The sequence below is a fragment of the Corynebacterium sp. HMSC11E11 genome (assembly GCF_001807025.1).
Taxonomy (GTDB): Bacteria; Actinomycetota; Actinomycetes; order Mycobacteriales; family Mycobacteriaceae; genus Corynebacterium; species Corynebacterium freneyi.
In genome coordinates, this window is the sequence record NZ_KV787129.1 from 1 (window position 1) to 18,097 (window position 18,097).

General features: G+C 70.4%; 18 protein-coding genes and 1 tRNA gene. 9 read left to right on the plus strand and 10 right to left on the minus strand.

Going from position 1 to position 18,097, the window contains the following annotated elements; translation table 11 throughout:
• Window positions 1-163: 163 nt before the first annotated feature.
• Window positions 164-988 (plus strand): HAD family hydrolase, encoded by an 825-nt coding sequence (locus HMPREF3121_RS03930; RefSeq protein ID WP_246816064.1) that lies wholly within the window; start codon window positions 164-166, stop codon window positions 986-988.
• Between the two features lie 28 nt (window positions 989-1,016).
• On the opposite strand, the gene HMPREF3121_RS03935 is transcribed toward HMPREF3121_RS03930, so the two are convergent.
• The gene (locus tag HMPREF3121_RS03935) at window positions 1,017-1,817 is read right to left on the minus strand and encodes a Fic family protein (protein ID WP_070520060.1); all 801 of its coding nucleotides are present in this window, start codon (window positions 1,815-1,817) and stop codon (window positions 1,017-1,019) included.
• Window positions 1,818-2,070: 253 nt separating this feature from the next.
• Here HMPREF3121_RS03935 and HMPREF3121_RS03940 point away from each other — a divergent pair, with 253 nt between their 5' ends.
• Both HMPREF3121_RS03940 and HMPREF3121_RS03945 read left to right on the plus strand, forming a co-directional pair.
• Window positions 2,071-2,592, plus strand: coding sequence for a phage holin family protein (locus HMPREF3121_RS03940; protein WP_070520062.1), 522 nt, complete (start codon window positions 2,071-2,073; stop codon window positions 2,590-2,592).
• Between the two features lie 76 nt (window positions 2,593-2,668).
• Window positions 2,669-3,625 carry an alpha/beta fold hydrolase gene (locus HMPREF3121_RS03945; protein ID WP_246816065.1) on the plus strand — a complete coding sequence of 319 codons (957 nt, stop codon included), beginning with the start codon at window positions 2,669-2,671 and terminating at the stop codon, window positions 3,623-3,625.
• 100 nt (window positions 3,626-3,725) lie between these two features.
• Here the strand turns inward: HMPREF3121_RS03945 and HMPREF3121_RS03950 are convergent, their stop codons facing one another.
• The 4 genes from HMPREF3121_RS03950 to nth are packed head-to-tail and all read right to left on the minus strand — an operon-like array spanning window position 3,726 to window position 7,334.
• Complete coding sequence (locus tag HMPREF3121_RS03950; protein ID WP_083291255.1) at window positions 3,726-4,931, minus strand: MarP family serine protease; 1,206 nt, start codon at window positions 4,929-4,931, stop codon at window positions 3,726-3,728.
• On the minus strand, window positions 4,928-5,704 hold the full coding sequence (locus HMPREF3121_RS03955) for an NUDIX hydrolase (protein WP_070520066.1): 777 nt from the start codon (window positions 5,702-5,704) through the stop codon (window positions 4,928-4,930). Before HMPREF3121_RS03955 ends, HMPREF3121_RS03950 begins: the two co-directional genes overlap by 4 nt.
• Window positions 5,701-6,474 carry a TlpA family protein disulfide reductase gene (locus tag HMPREF3121_RS03960; RefSeq protein ID WP_246816066.1) on the minus strand — a complete coding sequence of 258 codons (774 nt, stop codon included), beginning with the start codon at window positions 6,472-6,474 and terminating at the stop codon, window positions 5,701-5,703. Before HMPREF3121_RS03960 ends, HMPREF3121_RS03955 begins: the two co-directional genes overlap by 4 nt.
• Window positions 6,471-7,334 carry an endonuclease III gene (gene nth, locus HMPREF3121_RS03965; protein WP_141742966.1) on the minus strand — a complete coding sequence of 288 codons (864 nt, stop codon included), beginning with the start codon at window positions 7,332-7,334 and terminating at the stop codon, window positions 6,471-6,473. The genes HMPREF3121_RS03960 and nth overlap by 4 nt, the downstream gene beginning before the upstream one ends.
• A gap of 293 nt (window positions 7,335-7,627) precedes the next feature.
• Here nth and glxR point away from each other — a divergent pair, with 293 nt between their 5' ends.
• Window positions 7,628-8,311: a CRP-like cAMP-activated global transcriptional regulator GlxR gene (glxR, locus tag HMPREF3121_RS03970; RefSeq protein WP_035122708.1), complete on the plus strand. Its 684-nt coding sequence runs from the start codon at window positions 7,628-7,630 to the stop codon at window positions 8,309-8,311.
• A 232-nt stretch (window positions 8,312-8,543) separates the two neighbouring features.
• Here the strand turns inward: glxR and HMPREF3121_RS03975 are convergent, their stop codons facing one another.
• The 3 genes from HMPREF3121_RS03975 to HMPREF3121_RS12345 form a co-directional block, all read right to left on the minus strand.
• Window positions 8,544-9,353: an MBL fold metallo-hydrolase gene (locus HMPREF3121_RS03975; protein WP_070520143.1), complete on the minus strand. Its 810-nt coding sequence runs from the start codon at window positions 9,351-9,353 to the stop codon at window positions 8,544-8,546.
• Between the two features lie 104 nt (window positions 9,354-9,457).
• Window positions 9,458-9,949, minus strand: a complete 492-nt coding sequence (locus HMPREF3121_RS03980) for a RidA family protein (RefSeq protein WP_070520145.1) — start codon at window positions 9,947-9,949, stop codon at window positions 9,458-9,460.
• 2 nt (window positions 9,950-9,951) lie between these two features.
• Window positions 9,952-10,113, minus strand: a complete 162-nt coding sequence (locus HMPREF3121_RS12345) for a Sp36 family protein (protein ID WP_141742963.1) — start codon at window positions 10,111-10,113, stop codon at window positions 9,952-9,954.
• A 40-nt stretch (window positions 10,114-10,153) separates the two neighbouring features.
• Here HMPREF3121_RS12345 and HMPREF3121_RS03985 point away from each other — a divergent pair, with 40 nt between their 5' ends.
• Window positions 10,154-11,248 carry an ArsA family ATPase gene (locus tag HMPREF3121_RS03985; protein ID WP_168161365.1) on the plus strand — a complete coding sequence of 365 codons (1,095 nt, stop codon included), beginning with the start codon at window positions 10,154-10,156 and terminating at the stop codon, window positions 11,246-11,248.
• Entirely contained in the window at window positions 11,241-12,446 is a 1,206-nt protein-coding gene (locus HMPREF3121_RS03990; protein WP_083291258.1) for an ArsA family ATPase, read from the plus strand. The genes HMPREF3121_RS03985 and HMPREF3121_RS03990 overlap by 8 nt, the downstream gene beginning before the upstream one ends.
• A gap of 488 nt (window positions 12,447-12,934) precedes the next feature.
• On the opposite strand, the gene HMPREF3121_RS03995 is transcribed toward HMPREF3121_RS03990, so the two are convergent.
• On the minus strand, window positions 12,935-13,315 hold the full coding sequence (locus HMPREF3121_RS03995) for a WhiB family transcriptional regulator (RefSeq protein WP_070520149.1): 381 nt from the start codon (window positions 13,313-13,315) through the stop codon (window positions 12,935-12,937).
• A 561-nt stretch (window positions 13,316-13,876) separates the two neighbouring features.
• On the opposite strand from HMPREF3121_RS03995, the gene HMPREF3121_RS04000 reads away from it, so the two are divergent.
• Entirely contained in the window at window positions 13,877-16,213 is a 2,337-nt protein-coding gene (locus HMPREF3121_RS04000) for a transglycosylase domain-containing protein (RefSeq protein WP_070520151.1), read from the plus strand.
• Here HMPREF3121_RS04000 and HMPREF3121_RS04005 read toward each other — a convergent pair.
• On the minus strand, window positions 16,210-16,671 hold the full coding sequence (locus HMPREF3121_RS04005; RefSeq protein ID WP_070520071.1) for a GatB/YqeY domain-containing protein: 462 nt from the start codon (window positions 16,669-16,671) through the stop codon (window positions 16,210-16,212). The two genes, HMPREF3121_RS04000 and HMPREF3121_RS04005, sit on opposite strands and share 4 nt — an antisense overlap.
• Before the next feature lie 207 nt (window positions 16,672-16,878).
• Between HMPREF3121_RS04005 and HMPREF3121_RS04010 the strand changes: the two genes are divergently transcribed.
• Window positions 16,879-17,796 (plus strand): metallophosphoesterase, encoded by a 918-nt coding sequence (locus HMPREF3121_RS04010; protein ID WP_070520073.1) that lies wholly within the window; start codon window positions 16,879-16,881, stop codon window positions 17,794-17,796.
• 138 nt (window positions 17,797-17,934) lie between these two features.
• A tRNA-Pro gene (locus HMPREF3121_RS04015) sits at window positions 17,935-18,011 on the plus strand.
• The last annotated feature ends 86 nt before the right edge of the window (window positions 18,012-18,097 follow it).

Sequence of the window (18,097 nt, forward strand, 5' to 3'; positions counted from 1 at the left end):
TGCTACCAACCTGATGGCCGGGTACACCTAGATCGGTTGCCGCACGTGAATTCCGACGGCGCACCACAACCCGGTCGGCACCCGGCAGGCACGGAACCGCAGTGTCCCGCACCGCCTGCAGGACGCGCCCCGGCACTTCCGCGCCGTCGCTATGCTCGACACCGTGACCGTCGAAGATCCGCGACACAAGGCCGCGCCCCGTCCCGCGTCGACGGTGGCCGCCTTCTTCGACCTGGACAAGACAATCATCGCCCGCAGCTCGGCCTACGCCTTCGGCCGGCAGTTCATGGAGTCCGGGCTGCTGTCGGCCTCGGGCATGATGCAGATGGCCCTGGGCCAGGCGATGTACATTTCGGGCGGCCACGATCACGATCAGATGGAGGCCGCCCGCGATCAGCTGTCGGCGATGGTGACGGGCTGGCGGGCCGATCATGTCCGCCACATCGCCGAAGAGTCCCTGCACCAGGTGATTTCGCCGTACGTGTACAAGGAGGCCATCGACCTGATCCGTCATCACCGGGCGTTGGGGCACGACGTGTACGTGGTGTCGGCGTCGGCGGCGGAGCTGGTCGAACCGATCGCCGCGGAGCTGGGCGTGCGCGAGACCGTGGCCACGCGGCTGGAGGTCGTCGACGGCGTGTACACGGGCGAGGTGCCGTTTTTCTGCCGCGGCGGCAACAAGGCCACGGAGTTGCGCCGCATCGCCGCCGAACGCGGCTACGACCTGTCGCGGTGCTACGCCTATTCGGATTCGGGCACGGATGAGCCGATGCTGTCCGTCGTCGGGCATCCGGTGGCGGTCAATCCGGACAAGGCGTTGCGCAAGATCGCGGAGGAGCGCGAGTGGCCGATCCGCATTTTCCGCAGCCCGGTGCCCCTGTTCCGTCGCACGGGTCCGCGCGTGACGGGCATCGCCGCGGTGGCGGCGGGTGCGGCGGCGCTGGTGGCGGGCATCATTGCTTCACGACGAGGCGGGGGCGACGCCTAGCCGGAGCACCCGGGTGCGCCCGTTCGGTTTAGACGGCGTCGGCGATGCCGCGGGCTTCGGCGGCTCCGGCCTCCAGACCGGCCAGGTGCAGCAGGATCCACCGGCGCACGCCTTCCGGAGTGCCCGAGGCGAAGGCGTCGGCGGCCTCGCGGTATTCGTCGCGATGGCGGGTCCAGTGGACTTCCGGAACACCCAGGCCGCGGGGGTCGGAGCCGCCGGCGATCGTCGTCAAGCGCGATGCCGCGCGCGCCACGATCCCGTTGTTGGCGGCGAAGGGGCGCATGGTCAGGATTTCGCCGTGGACCACGGCGGACAGCACCGGGTCCGGCACCGACGTCCCGCCGGAGACCAAGTCGCCGAGCAGGTGCAGGCGCTGCTCCTTCATCGCCGCCGACAGCTTGTCGTCGCCGACGGGGCGGCCGGCCTCGGACGAGCGGGCGTCGGTGGGGGCGTCGGACAACTCCGGGCCGGTCGGCGACGCGATGAGCGCAAACCGCGCCAACACCTGGATCGGGGCGCGCCGCCACACGCGGACGGTCTCCTCGATCGCCTCGGGGGCGATGGGATCGGCGGCGCGCAGGGCGGCGGCCAGGATCGGATCGGTGACGTCCCCCTCCGCCGGCAGGGCGGGCTCGCCGCCTTCCAACCACGCCGAGGCACGGGCCCCGCGCAGCACCGACTCCGCGCCGGTGACCGTCCATTTGCGCAGGTTCGCCCGGTGACGATGGACGCCCGACACCGCCTCGGCGGCGCGGCGGGAGGCCTCGGCGACCCCCTCCAATTCCATGAGGGGAGCGAGCGGGTCGGGGCGGGTGGTTCCGTCGGTCATGCCCACAACAGTAGGGGCGGGGCCCGGCGGGGTGGTCGAAAGGCCCGGATTCGAACCTCGACTTCGGGGTGAATCACGGTGAAATCGCCGACCGGCCGCGCGGGCCCAGCGGGAATGGGTAGTATTGCCGGGAGAGTTGCGCCGCTGTCAATGGCGGGACGGGTTTTCCGGCACATGCCCGAAGGGCGCGGCGCCGGGATTCCAACAGCTTCGACCCACCGAGTACCGCATCGATTTACGCAGGAGGACGCACGTGAGCAGCGACAACAACAAGGGCCTTTTCACGGACGGCAGCACGGGCGTGCCGCCGCGCGTGACGGCCGTGCCGCTGAGCGACGTGGACACCCACGCCCCGGGCGAGGCCAGCATCGGCACGCTGGTGCAGTCGGCGTCGGCGCAGGTGTCGTCGCTAGTTCGCGCCGAGGTCGAGCTGGCCAAGGCCGAGCTCGCCGGTGAGGCGAAGAAGGCCGGCGTCGGCGCCGGTTTCTTCGCGGTGGCGGGCGTCGTGGCCCTGTACTCCTCGTTCTTCCTGTTCTTCTTCCTGGCCGAGCTCATCGCCGAGTGGCTGCCGCGCTGGTCGGCGTTCCTCATCGTCTTCATCCTGATGCTGGTCATCGCCGGCATCGCGGCCTTCCTGGGCCTGCAGAAGGTGAAGAAGGTCGGCAAGCCGGAGAAGACCATCGAGTCAGTGCAGGAGCTCAAGTCGGTCATCCCGTCCTCGGGCCAGTCCCGCACCGCCCCGTCGCACTCCGCGTCCGGCGGCCTGTACACCTAAATTCACGCCACACCGACCGCGGCGGACGCTCGACGCGCCGACCGCGGTCTTCGGCTTCGACGGGAGGAACGGCTCGGTGAGCGGCGAATTTCTCGGCGGCGCCGGCGCCCCCGCCCCGCATCGCGAAGATGTGTTGCTGGACGGACCGTGGACCCACCGCATGGTCCACGTCCGCGGCCAGCGACTGCATGTCGCGGAGTGCGGGGCTTCGTCGTCGCCGCTGGTTCTTTTCATCCATTCCGCCACGGGCGGGTGGTTCGATTGGCGACGGGTGCTGCCGCTGCTGTCGGGTCAGCCGGTGCATGCGGTGGCGGTGTCCCTGCGCGGGTACGGCACGTCGGATCGCACGCCGTCGGGGTACCGCCCGACCGCGGCCGCCGATGATGCGGCGGGGCTGATCCGCGCGCTCGGTCATTCGCGGGCCATCGTGGTGGGCCAGGGCTACGGGGCGTTGGTGGCGTGGACGCTGGCCGCCCGCAAGCCGTCGCTCGTCGCCGGCGTCGTCGCGTGCGGCATGCCGCATCCGGACGAGTGGCGGCGGGAGGCGCTGCGCCGCCCGTTTTCGACGCCGCTGCGCACGTCGTGGTCGTTCGGAAGATACGCGACGGTGCTGGGGCGTCTGGGCCGTCGGGGTGGCCGCGCGGCGTCGAACATCGTCGCCGACGCCATGAAGCTGTCCGGCCCCGGTTTCCGGGAGACTCCGGAAGGCGTCGAGTCGGCGCAGTTGATGGAACGGTCGTTGCGGGCGGGTGCGCTGTCCCCGGCGCTGCGGCACCTGGAATGGCTTGCCCAGCCGACGGGCGCGTCGTGGCGCCGCTGGATGCGGATCCTGTCGCAGGCGACGATGCCGCCGACGTGGATCGTCGTCGGCGCGGATGATCCGCTGGTCTCCGAACGCGCACTGTCCGGTTCACGGTCGGTCGACGTGATCTCCCTGCCCGGCGTGGGGCACTTCCCCGCGCTGGAGGCCCCCGACGCCGTCGCCGACGTCATCGCCGACGCCGTGCGCCGGGAGCATCCGGAACCGGTCTGACCCGGCGCCACCGCGCGACGGGTATCTCGCGACGTCCATCGCGCACCGGCCACTATGCGACCTCCACGCGACCACTGCCGCACGGTCGCCAGCGCGTCGATTACTGCGCGACGCACTCCCGGGTGTCGACGGCTTCCATGAGGTCGCGGGCGGCGTCGATGTGCGCCTTCGTTTCGGCGGCGGTGAGGGCGTATCCCGTCTGGTCGTCGTTGACGCCGGCGCCGAACACCACGCCCAGGACCTCACCCTGCGGGGTGATCAACGGGCCGCCCGAGTTGCCGTGGCGGACGTCGGATCGCAGGATGTACGCCTCGCGGTCATGGCGGCTGGCCGAGTAGATGTCGGGGCCGCGGATGACGAGCTTTTCCTCGACGCGCGCCGCCGTCGCGGTGAACGGACCGGACTCGGGGAAACCGAGGACCACTGCCCCATCGCCCGGCTCGGCATCGGCGCCCGCCCACGGCAGCGGTGCGAGCGGCAGGTCCCAGGACCGCAGGATGGCGATGTCGTCGAGCGGGTCGAAATGGACGACCTGCGCGTCGGCCATGCCGGCGACGGTTTCCAGGCGGACGGTGTCCACGCCGGCGACGACGTGAGCGTTGGTGACCACCAGGTCCGGCGCCACCACGAAGCCCGTGCCCTGCAGCAGGCGGCGGCACTGCGGCGCCTCGCCGAGCACGCGGACCACGGACGGGCGGACCTCGTCGACGACGGCCTGCTCGACGACGGCGGGGTCGGCGGGAGTGTCGTCGTGGGCGGGACGCGGTTCGAAGGGGGCGATGGCCGCGGGGACGCCGGAGTCGTCGATGCGCCGGACGATCGACGACGGCAGCCCCGCCCACGAATCCGGCGCGACGTCGTCGACGGTGGCCAGCACCGAGGACCCGCGAATGGCGTCGCCGAATTGTCCCGGCAAAACCGTGGCCAGCGGCAACGCCACCATCCAGGTGACCACGAGCGTCGCCACCGCCTGCACCACGGCGCCGAAACCGGAGTCCAGGCCCACGGCCATCGGCGAGCGCATGCGGTTGCGCAGCGATTGTCCGGCCACCGCGCCGACGGTGTGGCCGACGACGATGAGGCCGATGAGGGTGGCCACGCCGATGATCACGCGGGCGGCGCGGCCCTCCACCAGGTCCATGGCGGCCGGGGCGAGTTCCAGGCCGACGATGCCGCCGGCGACGACGCCGATGATGGACAGCCCCGACGCCAGCGCACCCTGCCGCCACCCCAACGCCATGGCGCCGAGCACCACGAACAGGAGCAGCAGATCGAGCGTGAGTCCACCGTCGATCGCCGCCATCATCGTTTCGTCCCGTCCATTCCGAATGTCTCCCGGTTCGCCGACTTCGCGAGGGTGTCGCGCAGATCGAGCACCGTGCCATCATCCCACGGCACGGACCAGCCGGCGGCGTCGAGCATAAGGTCGAGGACGCCGCCGGTGAATCCCCAGACGACGAAGTCGCCGACGCGAAACGCCGGGCCGGACCAGTTCTCCCAGCCGACGCGGATGCGGTTGGCCGGGTCGACGAGGTCGGAGATGCGCACGGGCAGCACGGCGTCGGTTTCGTTGGGGTCGATCGCGCGCAGGTCGTGGGGGGCGTGCCAGTAGGCGAGCACGGGGTGGACGGCGAAGCCGGTGCGGCTGATGTCGATGGGGTCGAGGACCTTCAGCGGGGTGACGGTGTCGGGTCGCAGCCCGGTTTCCTCTTCGGCTTCGCGCAGGGCGGTGTGCACTGCGTCGCGGTCGCCGGGGTCGCGGCGCCCGCCGGGGAAGGACATCTGCCCGGCGTGACGTCGCAGCGTCGGCGAGCGGTGGGTGAGCACCACGAGGGCGTCTTCGGGCCGGTCCTGCGCCATGGCGTCGCCGCCGAGCAGCACCAGGACGGCGGATTCGTCCGGGTTCTTCAGTGGCTTGTCGACGGTCGACGCCGCACGGCGCAGCGCCGTCAGTCCCGGGTCTTCGGCGTCGCCGAGGATCGGCGCGAGCCACGGCGGAGTGACCTCGATGGCGTGGTGGACGGGTTCGATGCCGGGGACCTTCGCCGGGTCCGCGCCGGGTGCGCCGCCGCCCGTCATGCCAGCGCTCCTCGAACGGCCGCGTCGAATTCGTCGACCGAGTCGAACGCCTGCGGCAGCACCGCAGCGACCGTGCCGTCGGCGCGCAACACCACCGTGATGGGCACGACGCGCGGCAGTTCGAGGGCCGGGCCGACGGCGTCGAAGCCGTCCTGGTAGGACACGAAGGTCTCCAGGCCCAGGTCTTCGAGCAGCGCCGCTCCGCGGGCCTCGCTGGTGGCCGCCTGCACGCCCACGACGCGCACGTCCGGGTTGGCCGCCGCCCACTCCTCGATCACCGGCAGTTCCTCGCGGCACGGGGCGCAGTTCCACGACCACACGTTGACCACGGCGGGAGTGCCCGCCAGTGCGGCGGCGACGTCGATCTCGCCCTGATGCTCCGCACCCAGGCACGGCAGGGTGACCCCGGCCAGCGGACCCGACCCGGCGGCACCCGGCGCGGGCTCGGGGCAGTCGGGACGCAGGGCGACGGGCTCTTCGACGAGCTCCTCTTCCCCGGCGGCGCCGGTGACGGCCCCGTCGCCGCCGCCCATCGTCTGCGACACGGCGAACCACAGCACGGCGACTGTGCCGACCACCGCGAGGATCACCGCGATCATCGTCGACGTCCGCACCGACCCGCGCGGCACCGACACCGGTCCCGTCGCCTCGACGGCCGCGCCCGGTTCACCCGCGCGCACCGTGCCATCGCGATGCACGTCACCGCGGTGCACCTCATCGGAGCGCACATCGTCGCGGGCCCCGTCGCCCCGGTTCATGTCGTCGTTCACGCCGTCACGTCCTCACGTCGATCGTCGTCAAGCTCCCGTGCCGCCCCGGGATCCTCCCCCAACCCGGCCATGGCCAACAAATGCTCGCGGTCCGGGGACGTGATCAGCTTCTCCGCCGACTCCGGCTCCGCGGGCCCGGCCAGGCCATACGACGGGCAATCCGCCGCCAGGAAACACGCCCCGCACGCCGCACGCCGGGAATGGCACACCCGACGGCCATGGAAGATGATGCGGTGCGAAAACCACGTCCACTCGCGGCGCTCGATGACTTCCATCATCTCGCGCTCCACCCGCACCGGATCCTCCTGATCCGTGAAGCCGAGTCGGCGGACCAGACGCCCGAAATGCGTGTCCACCGTCAACCCCGGCACGCCGAACGCGTTGCCCAGCACCACATTCGCCGTCTTGCGGCCCACGCCCGGCAGCGCCGTCAGCTCCTCCAGCGTCCCCGGCACCTCGCCGCCGTGGCGCTCGACCACGCCCTGCGCGAAACCGATGATGTTCGCCGCCTTCGCACGGTAAAACCCCGTCGACCGAATGATGTCCTCCACCACCGCCACGTCCGCGCCCGCCAACGCCTCCGCATCGGGAAACGCCGCGAACAGCGTCGGCGTCACCATGTTCACCCGCACATCGGTGCACTGCGCCGACAAGATCGTCGCCACCGTCAGCTCATACGGGTCGCGGAAGTCGAGTTCGCAATGCGCATCCGGGTACGCCACCGCCAACGTGCGGTTCACGCGCCGCGCCCGACGCACCATCCCCCGCCGCGTCTCCTGTCCCTTCGCCGCCGGATGCGCCCCCGGCTTGCGGCGTCGCGTGCTCGTCAGCGACCCCTGCGGTCGGGTCGGGGGCGGCATCGGCGCTGATTTCGGGGTCATGGCCACATCCTAACCACCGCCCCGACCACGCCCCCGATAACGCCGTTACCGGGGGTTCCGCGCCATTTGCGCCATTTCGGCCACCGTCGTCAAGCAAAAATCCCCCGATTCCATCGCGGACCCGCCCCCACGCAAGAGGATATTCATCTAGAGTGGGATTGGTCACACACAGTGCCGTCAGTTGCCGCACAACGGCGGCCCGCCGAAACGCGGCACACCAGCCCCACCACGACGCCGCGATGTGCCATGCGACAGGACAGGAGAACAAAACCGTGGACGATGTACAGGAGATCCTCTCTCGCGCCGGAGTCTTCCAGGGAGTCGACCCGGAGGCCGTCCAAAACCTTCTGACCGAGCTCGAAACCGTCCGTTTCCCGCGCGGCACCACCATCTTCAACGAAGGCGAGCCCGGCGACCGCCTGTACATCATCATCGACGGCAAGGTGAAGCTCGCCCGCCACTCCTCCGACGGCCGCGAGAACCTGCTGACCATCATGGGCCCCTCCGACATGTTCGGCGAACTGTCCATCTTCGACCCGGGTCCGCGCACGTCCTCGGCCGTCTGCGTCACCGAGGTCACCGCCGCGTCGATGAACTCCGACCTGCTGCACCAGTGGATCGACGACCACCCGGGCATTTCCGCCCAGCTGCTGCGCATGCTGGCCCGCCGCCTGCGCCGCACCAACAACTCGCTGGCCGACCTCATCTTCACCGACGTGCCCGGCCGCGTGGCCAAGGCGCTGCTGCAGCTGGCTAACCGTTTCGGCACGCAGGAGGGCCCGAACCTCCGCGTCACCCACGATCTCACGCAGGAGGAGATCGCCCAGCTCGTCGGCGCGTCCCGCGAGACCGTGAACAAGGCGCTCGCCGAGTTCGCCCACCGCGGATGGATCCGCCTGGAGGGCAAGTCCGTGGTCATCTGCGACACGGAGCGTCTGGCCCGCCGCGCCCGCTAGGGCGGCACCCGCACTCTTCGCCTTTGCGCCGGCCGGTCCGGCGCGTTTCGGCTTTCCGGGCTTCTTTCGCCGCCCGTTTCCTTGCTTGACGACGAAAGCGCCGCCCCTCGAAGTGAAAGGGGCGGCGCTGTCGTCGTCGTGAAGCGACGCCGTGCCGGACCACGCGGCCCGGCCGGAAATGATGCGCGCGGCGGCTCAGCCGCTCACGGCGACGCCGCGGCGCGCGGAAAAGCTACTGGGCGTCCAGGTACCGCAGGGTCACGCGGGTCGACTGCTCGGCGGCATGACGCAGCACCGGGTCGACGTCGGTGTAGATCTCGTCGACGATCGCGCCCACCGACGCGTCCTCGCCGAGCTTCTCGATCGCCGCCTTGACCTGGGCCAGGCGCTGCTCGCGGCGCTCAATGTACTTCTTCGTCATAACCGTGATGTCCGGCAGGTCCTCGCCGTGGCCGGGCAGCAGGCGCACGCCCTCGCCGCGGTCCTGGAGCAGGTGCAGCGTCTTGAGGTACTCGCCCAGGTCACCGTCGGTCTCGGAGATCATGGTGGTGTGGCGGCCGGCGATAGTGTCGCCGGTCATGATGCCCTCGACGTCATCGTCGCCGTCGCCGGTGTGGACGAAGAAGCAGACGGAATCGGCGGTGTGGCCGGGGGTGGCGACGACCTCGACCTGCGGGGTGACGCCGTCGATGACGATGCGCTCGCCGTCGGCAAGCGGCTCCACACCGTCGGAGCAGTAGCGCTCGTCGAACGCCCGAACGGGGGCACCGGTGAGCTGACGGAAGCGATGCGCGCCGTCGGCGTGGTCGCCGTGGCGGTGGGTCAGCAGGATCAGGGCGACATCGCCGGCGTAGCGGTGCAGGACGTTGAGATGCCCCTCGTCCTCCGGCCCGGGGTCGACGACGATGCTGCGATCGTCGCCTTCGGCCTTGATGACGTAGGCGTTCGTGCCTTCCAGCGAGCTGTAGCTGGGGTTCGGGCACAGGACGACTCCGACCGACTCGGAGATGGGACGCAGTTGGCTGTACGCAGGATGCTCCATGCCCACCATCCTACGTGGCCCGGCCGGGGGTTTCGCCGCCGACCGTGTCGGGCGGTGGACTTTCGCCGCGCGGACCCCGGCGCGGGCACGTGGGTCGCGCGGCCCTAGGAGCGGACCTGGACGATGATTTCGACCTCGACGGGGGTGTCGAGGGGCAGCTCGTTGACGCCGACGGCGGAGCGGGCGTGCTTGCCGGCGTCGCCGAAAATCTCGCCGAACAGTTCGGAGGCGCCGTTGATCACGCCGGGCTGGCCGTTGAAGCCGGCGGCGGAGGCGACGAAACCGGTCACCTTGATGATGCGCTCGACGTTGTCGATGCCGACGAGATCGTCGACGGCGGCCAGGGCGTTGAGGGCGGCGACGCGGGCGGCGGCCTTGGCATCCTCGGCGGAGACGGACCCCTCGCTGTCGGACCGGCCGGCGGCGGAGACGTCCCTGACCTTGCCGGTGGCGGTGAGTTCGCCGTCGACGAAGGGCAGCTGGCCGGAGGTGTAGACGAGGTCGCCGACGCGCACGGCGGGCACGTAGGCGGCGACGGGTGCGGCTACCGCGGGCAGTTCGATGCCCAGTTCGCGGAGGCGGTCGGTGACGGCCACGGTCACTCCCCCTTCGCGCGCTTCAGGTAGGCGACGTGCTGCTCGCCGGTGGGGCCGGGCAGGACGGTGACCAGCTCCCAACCGTCCTCGCCCCAGGTGTCGAGGATCTGCTTCGTGGCGTGGGTGAGAAGCGGAACGGTGGCGTATTCCCAAGTTGTGCTCATGCTCACACAGTAGCCGCCCGCGGCGTCTATCGTTGGTGGGGTGAGTGTCGACGGCGCCCGGGCGCGCTCGGGATCGGTTTCGGGAGACGGCTTTACGACGTCCCCGTCGTCGGCGCGTCCGTCCACGTCGTCGGGGCCTTCGTCTCCGCCGGAACCGGGGGCGGCGGCCGTGCACGTGATCACCGGCAAGGGCGGCACGGGCAAGTCGACGATCGCGGGGGCGTTGTCCCTGCGGTTGGCCGCCGATGGCGGGCGGGTGCTGCTCGTGGAGACGGAGGGGCGGCCGGCGGTCGCCGCGACGCTGGGGCTCGCGACGTTTCCGCGGTCTCCGGAGAAGGTCGCCTCGGCGTCGGGCGGCGGCGAGGTCCACGCCTGTTCCCTCGACGCCGAAGCCGTGCTCGAGGATTACCTGTCGTCCAACGTGGGGTCGTCGCTGGCGATCGCGGCGGCCCGGAAATTCGGCGTGACCGAATTCGCCACGGCCATTGCCCCGGGCCTGCGGGACGTGCTGCTGTCGGGGTTCATCGTCGCCGAAGCCCGGCGCGGCGGCTGGTCGGCCGTCGTCGTCGATGCCCCGCCGACGGGTCGGGTGGCGCGGTTCCTCGACGTCACGCGCGCACTCGGCGACATCGCCACCTCCGGGCCGATCCACCGCCAGGCCGCCGACACCGCCGCATTCCTGCGGTCGGGTTCGACGCGCGTGCACATGGTGACGCTCGCCGAACCGCTGCCCGTGCGCGAATCCCTCGAAGCCCTCGACGAACTGGCCGAAGTCAACCTGCCGCTGGGATCGGTGGTGGTCAACCGACTCCTCGACGACGATCTCTGCGACGCGGCACTCTCCCTCCGCTATGACGACGTCACCGCCATCGCCCGCACCCTGGCCCCCGCCGACGACGCGGGCGACGGACCGTCGTCAAGCAACGAAACCCTGACCACCGCCCTGCTTGCCGAACTCGACGACGTCGCCGCCCGCGCCCGCATCCAACGACGCTCCCTCACCGAACTCGCCGACGACTGGCCCCACCCCATCACCCGCATCCCCGCCCAGCCCGGCGGCGTCCGCATCGAAGGCCTCTACGACATCGCCGACCTGCTCACCGGCCTCGACCACCGCGAGGTGCCCAATGCCTGACACCACCAACAACGCGCACGACAACACCGCACGCGGCGCCGACGAGGCGATGGGCCGAGGCCGGGACCAGGACCGGGATCGGGACCGGCATGCCCGCGCGGGCAACGGCGACCCGCGGGTCATCGTCATGGTCGGCTCCGGCGGCGTCGGCAAAACCACCTCCGCCGCCGCACTCGCCCTCGGACTCGCCGACACCGGCCTGCGCACCGTCGTCCTGACCATCGACCCCGCCAAACGACTCGCCCAAGCCCTCGGCCTCGACGAACTCGGCGACACCCCGCAACCCGTCGCAGGGCACGACCACCTCCACGCCCTGATGCTCGACCAAAACGCCCGCTTCGGCGCACTCCTCGCCGAAGCCGGCGCGCCCGAACTCGCCGACAACCGCGTCACCGCCACCGTCGCCCGCAGCTTCGGCGGCCTGCAGGAATACCTGGCCATGGACCTGCTCGCCAAGCTGCACGACTCCGGCGAATGGGACGCCATCGTCGTCGACACCCCGCCCGCCCTGTCCGCGCTCGACTTCCTCGACTCCGCCGACCGCGTGCGACGCCTCGTCCGCCACCCCCTGATGCGGCTGCTGACGTCCTCGTCCAGCCTCGTCGGCACCGGCGTGATGCTGCTCGGCCAAATCGTCGGCAGCGAAACCCTCGCGCAGGCCGCCGCATTCGCCCGAGGACTGCGGCCCGTCGCCGACTCCATGCTCGTGCGATCGCGGGCCATGCGCGACCGCCTGGGCGACGCCGGCGAATTCCTCCTGGTCACCGCGCCGACCGCCGAGGCGCTGCGAGAGGCGCGGTCGTTCGCCGACTCCCTCAGCGGGCAAGGGCTGCCGGTGACCGGCGTCGTCGTCAACCGCACCCACCAGGTGCCCGAGGCCCTGCGCGGCCGCGAGCTGAACTGGGGCGATGCCGCGGGTGGCGTGGTTGAGGCGGGGGCGGGTGCCGGAGCCGGGACGGAGGCGGGGCCGGGCGGTGCGGCAGAAGCGGAAGCACCCACACCCGGCGCCATGGCCGCGATGCGCCGCATCCACGAGTCCCGCGTCGAGCTCGCCGCCGCCGAGGAGAAGCAGATCAATCGCTTCGTCCGGCGGTTCCCCGATGCTCCCCTCACGCATGTGCCGTCGATGAGCGGCGGCGTGACCAGCACCGATGACCTGCGCACGCTGGCGAAGCGGATTCTCCCCGCACTGGACTGATCGCGCGCCCCGAACCGGCCGCCGGTTCCCGCCCCCGCGCCAGGCACCCGCCGCCAGGCACCCACGCCCACTCGCCCTCCCCCTTCCATCCGCCGCCAGACACCCACTCCTTGCCCCATGTACCCGCCGCCACAGGCCCCTGCAGCCCCATGCGCCCCACCCGCAACCGATAGAACTTGATCTGCAATTAGTCGGCGGATTTGTTGCATTTTCGGCGCGAACTTTCAGGATTTGAGCGATGAAATGCAACAAATCAGCCTACTAAGTGCGGATCAAAGCTGAGGTTGAGACTTTTAGGCGGCTCCGAGTGGCCGAGCACGCGCCCCAGCAGCGGCCAGGGGGCTCGGCGTCAAAAAGCGGCTCCCGACGCCCGGACACGGCGAAACCCCGGCGGATCACACTGATCCACCGGGGTTCCCAGGTCCCACTACACGCGGCGGGCCCATCCGCCACACTCCGCCGGGACGGCCCACCGTCGCCAGGTCCCGCTACGCGCGGCGGGCCTTCTGCGCGACGCGCTGCGCGGCGATCTGGGCGGCGTAGTAGTCGGCCCAGCTGGTCACCTCGGGGTGCTCGCGGAGCATGGCGCGGCGCTGGCGCTCGGTCAGCCCGCCCCACACGCCGAATTCGACGCGGTTGTCGAGGGCGTCGGCGCGGCACTGCAGCACGACGGGGCAGTGACGGCAGATGACGGCGGCCTGTCGCTGGGCGGCGCCGCGGACGAAGAGTTCGTCGGGGTCGATGTCGCGGCACTTGGCGCGGGTGACCCATTCTTGGCGGTCGCGGAAGCTGTCGGCGGCGGCTTCGCGTTCTTCCACGAGGTCGGCCACGCGGGCGGTTCGGTTCCGGTCTGAGATTGTGGCGGTCATCATGGCCTCCTTCGGTGTTTCGCGGTCCCCGTCCGCGTTGGGCGGTGGGGTGGTCGTCGGCCCGCGTGTGGGGCCGGTGCGGTGTCGCCTGGCGCGCGGTGGGGTGTGCCGGGCGTGTCCGTTACCAGCTTGGGAGGGTTCCCGGTGCTGATTCCGTGCTGATTTGTTGTTGTAAGTCTATTCACACAATTTGAGCAATGTCACCTAGGTCACATCCCGGGGGTGGTGGTGACCCATAGCACCAGGTAGGACGTTTTCCGGCTCGCGGATTGCGGGGGTGGCCCCCGGCACCCCCGCGATGTAACGGAGGGAGGAAAAATGATGGTCCGGGCGCGGTGTTTCCTCATTTTCAGGGGGTTCGGGGGCTTTGGGCTTGGGGGGCTTTACGACGCTCATCTGGTTCCCGCCTCCCCCGGAGGTTGCCGACGCTGGCGGCTGTGGTGGTGTCGGTGCAGCGCCCGGGAAGTTCGGAGATTCGGGGATTCCCCTTTGAAAACCCCCGGCAGTAGGGTTGACCGCGTGAATGTCGGTCGGAATCTGCTGAAGCTCGCGGTGGCGGTGATGCTCGCGGGGCTCATCGTCGCCGCGGCGATCTTCCCCGTCGCCGGCGGCGGCGGGTACCTGATGGCGCGCACCGCCGATGATTTGGCGATGTCGTCCCGCTCGGTCATCGGCGGCGAGGCCCCGGAGATCACCACCATCACCGACGTCAACGGCGAACCGATGGCGTGGCTGTACGATCAGCGCCGCACCTCGGTGGAGTCGTGGCAGATTTCGCGGGAGATGAAGGACGCGATCGTCTCCATCGAGGATCGCCGTTTCTGGGATCATTCCGGCGTCGATTGGCAGGGCACGTTCCGTGCGGCGTTGGCCAATTTCACGTCCGGGTCGGTGCAGCAGGGTGCGTCGACGATCGAGCAGCAGCTGATCAAGAACTACACGCTCCTGGTGGAGGCGGAGACCGAGGCCGAACGCCGCGCCGCCACCGCCACCGACTATGGCCGCAAGTTGCGGGAGATCCGCATCGCCCAGGACCTCGAGGACGGGATGTCCAAGGAAGAGGTGCTGACGGGCTACCTCAACATCGTCCCGTTCGGCAACGGCGCCTTCGGCATCGAGAATGCGGCGCAGACGTATTTCGGCATTCCGGCGAAGGACCTGAACATTCCGCAGTCGGCGCTGCTCGCGGGGCTGGTGCAGCAGACGTCGGGGTTGAATCCGTACACGAATCCGGATGGGGCGATGGCCCGCCGCAATGACGTGCTGCGGGCGATGGTGTCCACCGGGTCGATCACGCAGGCGCAGGCCGACGACGCCATCGCCACCGACCTGGGCGTGCTGCCCGAGCCGAATCGCCTGCCGCAGGGCTGCATCGCCGCCGGTGACCGGGGCTTTTTCTGCGACTACGTGCTCGGTTACCTCGCCGATCGCGGTCTGGACCGCACGAAGCTCGCCCGGGGCGGCTACACCATCCACACGACGTTGGATCCGGTGGTGCAGGACAACACGCAGCGAGCGCTGCGGGAGCAGGCGTCTCCGACGGCCGGCGGCGTGGCCGAGGTGATGAGCGTCGTCGAGCCGGGCACAGATTCGCGCCGCGTGCTGTCGATGGCGTCGTCGCGGGTGTACGGGCTCGACGCCGAGGCCATGCAGACGGTTCAGCCGCAGCCGTTTACGTCGGTGGGCAATGGCGCGGGGTCGATTTTCAAGATCTTCGCGGCCGCCGCGGCGGTGGAGAAGGGCATGGGCATCGACACGTCGCTGCCGGTGCCGCGCCGCTACGAGGCGTCGGGGTTGGGCGACGGCGGCGCGGCCGGCTGTCCGCCCGGCTTGTACTGCGTGGAGAACACGGGCACGTTCCCGGGGTCGATGACTCTGCGGGAGGCGTTGGCGAAGTCGCCGAACACCCCGTTCGTGGCGATGAGCGAGCAGGTCGGCGTCGATGGCGTCATGGATATGGCGGTGCGCCTGGGCATGCGGTCGTACACGGTGCCGGGCAGTTTCGACGGCGAGTCGTCGGTGGCGGAGTACGTGTCCGACAACACGTTGGGTTCGTTCGTGTTGGGTCCGACGCCGGTCAATGCGCTGGAGCTGTCGAACGTCGGCGCGACGTTGGCGTCGGACGGGATGTGGTGCGAGCCGGATCCGATCGTGGAGGTCACGGATCGCGACGGCAACCCGGTGCACGTCGACCGTCCGGCGTGCGACCAGGCGGTCGATCCGGGCGTCGCCCATGCGATGGCGCAGGCGTTGTCGTCGGACACGGTCGACGGCACTGCCGAGGATGCGGCGAAGTCGGCGCGGTGGGATGGCCCGGTTGCGGCGAAGACGGGGACGACGGAGTCGAACCAGTCGGCGGCGTTCCTGGGGTTCACGACGGGTTTGGCCGCGGCGGTGTACGCGTACAACGATTCGCCGGTGGTGACGGAGTTGTGCACGTCGCCGCTGCGCCAGTGTGGTTCGGGTGATTTGTACGGTGGCCGCGAGCCGGCGCGGACGTGGTTTTCGGCGGTGTCGCCGATCATCGACGATCATGGCGGCAAGGTGCTGCCGGAAATGGCCCCGGAGTATGGACCCGGAACCGCCAAGGCGTCGTTGCCGCAGGTGGAGGGCATGCAGGAGGCCGACGCCCGCCGGAAGTTGGAGGAGGCCGGCTACCGGGTCGAGTCGGTTTCGGTGTCGCAGACGGGTCGGCCGCGGGGCACGGTGACGGGTGTTCGGGTGCCGGGTCTGCTTCTCGACGGCGGCACCGTGACCCTGGAGGTGTCGGATGGCACGCGCCGCCCGCCGCCGCCCCGGACGACGGAGCCTCCCGCGCCGCGACCCGGCGGTGGCGTGCCGGATCTGCCGGATGCGATCACCATTCCGGGCTTCGGTCGGATTCCGCTGCCGCGCTAGGCCTGCAGGCGCGCCTTCACGGCACCGGACAGGCGCTTGCCGTCGACGCGGCCGGCCGCCTTGGCCTGCGCGGCCTTCATGGCCTGCCCCATCTGCTTCATCGACGCGGGCTCGTCACCGCACGCCTCGGCGATGGCGGCGTCGACGAGGGCGGCGAGTTCGTCGTCGTCAAGCTGCTTGGGCTGGTAGCGGGCGAAAACCTCGGCCTCGGCGCGTTCATTCTCGGCGAGTTCGTCGCGGCCGTTCTCGGCGTACATTTCGGCGGACTCGCGGCGCTTCTTGATCTCCCGCTCGATGACCTTGAGCACCTCGGCGTCGGTCAGTTCGTGCTTGGCGCCGGAGACCTCCTCGGTTTGGATCGCGGCCTTGAGCATGCGCAGCGCGCCGACGGTGGCCTTGTCGCGGGCCTTCATGGCGGCGGTCATGTCGGAGATGATGGTTGCCTTCAGTTCGCTCATGCCGCGGATTTTACGCCGCCGCGGGTGCGGCATGCGCGTGCCGCGCGTTGAGGCGGTGCCGTGGTCGGGGGCGGGGACGGTAGCGTGGTGTCCGTGCCCGGATTGAAGAATTTTGCTTTGCGACGCCCCTCCCCCACCCCGTCCCGCCTTCCCGCGGTTTTCGGCGCGGGGGGCGAACGGTCGGGGGCGGGGTCCGTCGTCAAGCGCATGGCGCGGGTGGCCGGCGGCGTCGTCGGAGGTGCCGGCCTGCTCGGGGCGGCGACGTTCCTGTACGCCAATCAGGTGGAGTTGACGGCGTTTCGCGTCAAGCGGGTGCGGGTGCCCGTCCTGCCCGCCGGGCATGAGCCGCTGCGCATTCTGCACGTGTCCGACTTCCACATGACGCGGTCGCAGCGCAAGAAGCAGCGTTGGGTCGCGGGCCTGGAGGCGCTGGATCCGGATCTGGTGATCAACACCGGCGACAACCTCGGTGGCGCGGACGCCGTGCCGTCGGTGCTCGCGGCGCTGGGGCCGCTGTTGGATCGGCCGGGCGCGTTCGTGTTCGGCACCAACGACTACTTCGGCCCGAAGCCGCTGAATCCGCTGCGGTACCTGACCGGCAAGAAGCGCAAGCCGTCGACGGAGAAGTTGCCGTGGGAGGGCATGCGCGCCGCGTTCATCGAGCGTGGTTGGCGCGACGCCACGCACCGGCGGCTGGAGTTCGTTGCCGGGGGCGTGCGGCTGGCGATCACCGGCGTCGACGACCCGCATCACGATCTCGACGACTACGACTCCGTCGCCGGCGCCCCCAACGCCGACGCCGACCTGGCCATCGGCCTGTCGCACTCGCCGGAGCCGCGGGTGCTCGACCGCTTCGCCGCAGACGGCTACGACCTCGTCCTGTCCGGCCACACCCACGGCGGGCAGGTGTGTCTGCCGTTCGAGCGGGCGATCGTGACCAACTGCGGGATCGACCGGTCGCGGGCGTCGGGCCTGTCGCGGTGGACCGAGCGGACGTGGCTGCACGTGTCCAACGGGTTGGGCACGTCGCCGTATGCGCCGGTGCGGTTGTTCTGTCCGCCGTCGGCGACGCTCATCGAGGTCGTGGCGGCCGACGAGGGGCCCGGGACCGCGGCCACGGCCTGACGTGGCGTGACGTGCCCGGGAATCCCCGCCGGAGCTGACGTTTTGCCTTTTGCGACGGCGGGGGTCTAGAGTTGTCGACGTTGCAGCGCACGCCGCTGGCCCGCAGTCGCGGCCCGGAACCGTTGCGACGTTCTTTACCGGGGTATGGCGCAGCTTGGTAGCGCGCTTCGTTCGGGACGAAGAGGCCGTGGGTTCAAATCCCGCTACCCCGACCAGGTGAGATAAACCGCCGTTCTGCGAAAGCAGGCGGCGGTTTTCTCGTTTCCGGGTCCGGCCCGGCGGCGGGTTTTTCCGCCGCGGG

What these genes read in the sequence shown, in the direction of transcription:
- HMPREF3121_RS03935 (WP_070520060.1), bottom strand. Translation starts at nt 1,817, where the DNA reads ATGACCGACGGAACCACCCGCCCCGACCCGCTCGCTCCCCTCATGGAA.
- HMPREF3121_RS03950 (WP_083291255.1), bottom strand. Translation starts at nt 4,931, where the DNA reads ATGATGGCGGCGATCGACGGTGGACTCACGCTCGATCTGCTGCTCCTG.
- HMPREF3121_RS03955 (WP_070520066.1), bottom strand. Translation starts at nt 5,704, where the DNA reads ATGACGGGCGGCGGCGCACCCGGCGCGGACCCGGCGAAGGTCCCCGGC.
- nth (WP_141742966.1), bottom strand. Translation starts at nt 7,334, where the DNA reads ATGCCGCCCCCGACCCGACCGCAGGGGTCGCTGACGAGCACGCGACGC.
- HMPREF3121_RS03975 (WP_070520143.1), bottom strand. Translation starts at nt 9,353, where the DNA reads ATGGAGCATCCTGCGTACAGCCAACTGCGTCCCATCTCCGAGTCGGTC.
- HMPREF3121_RS12345 (WP_141742963.1), bottom strand. Translation starts at nt 10,113, where the DNA reads ATGAGCACAACTTGGGAATACGCCACCGTTCCGCTTCTCACCCACGCC.
- HMPREF3121_RS03990 (WP_083291258.1), top strand. Translation starts at nt 11,241, where the DNA reads ATGCCTGACACCACCAACAACGCGCACGACAACACCGCACGCGGCGCC.
- HMPREF3121_RS03995 (WP_070520149.1), bottom strand. Translation starts at nt 13,315, where the DNA reads ATGACCGCCACAATCTCAGACCGGAACCGAACCGCCCGCGTGGCCGAC.
- HMPREF3121_RS04000 (WP_070520151.1), top strand. Translation starts at nt 13,877, where the DNA reads ATGCTCGCGGGGCTCATCGTCGCCGCGGCGATCTTCCCCGTCGCCGGC.
- HMPREF3121_RS04005 (WP_070520071.1), bottom strand. Translation starts at nt 16,671, where the DNA reads ATGAGCGAACTGAAGGCAACCATCATCTCCGACATGACCGCCGCCATG.
- HMPREF3121_RS04010 (WP_070520073.1), top strand. Translation starts at nt 16,879, where the DNA reads ATGGCGCGGGTGGCCGGCGGCGTCGTCGGAGGTGCCGGCCTGCTCGGG.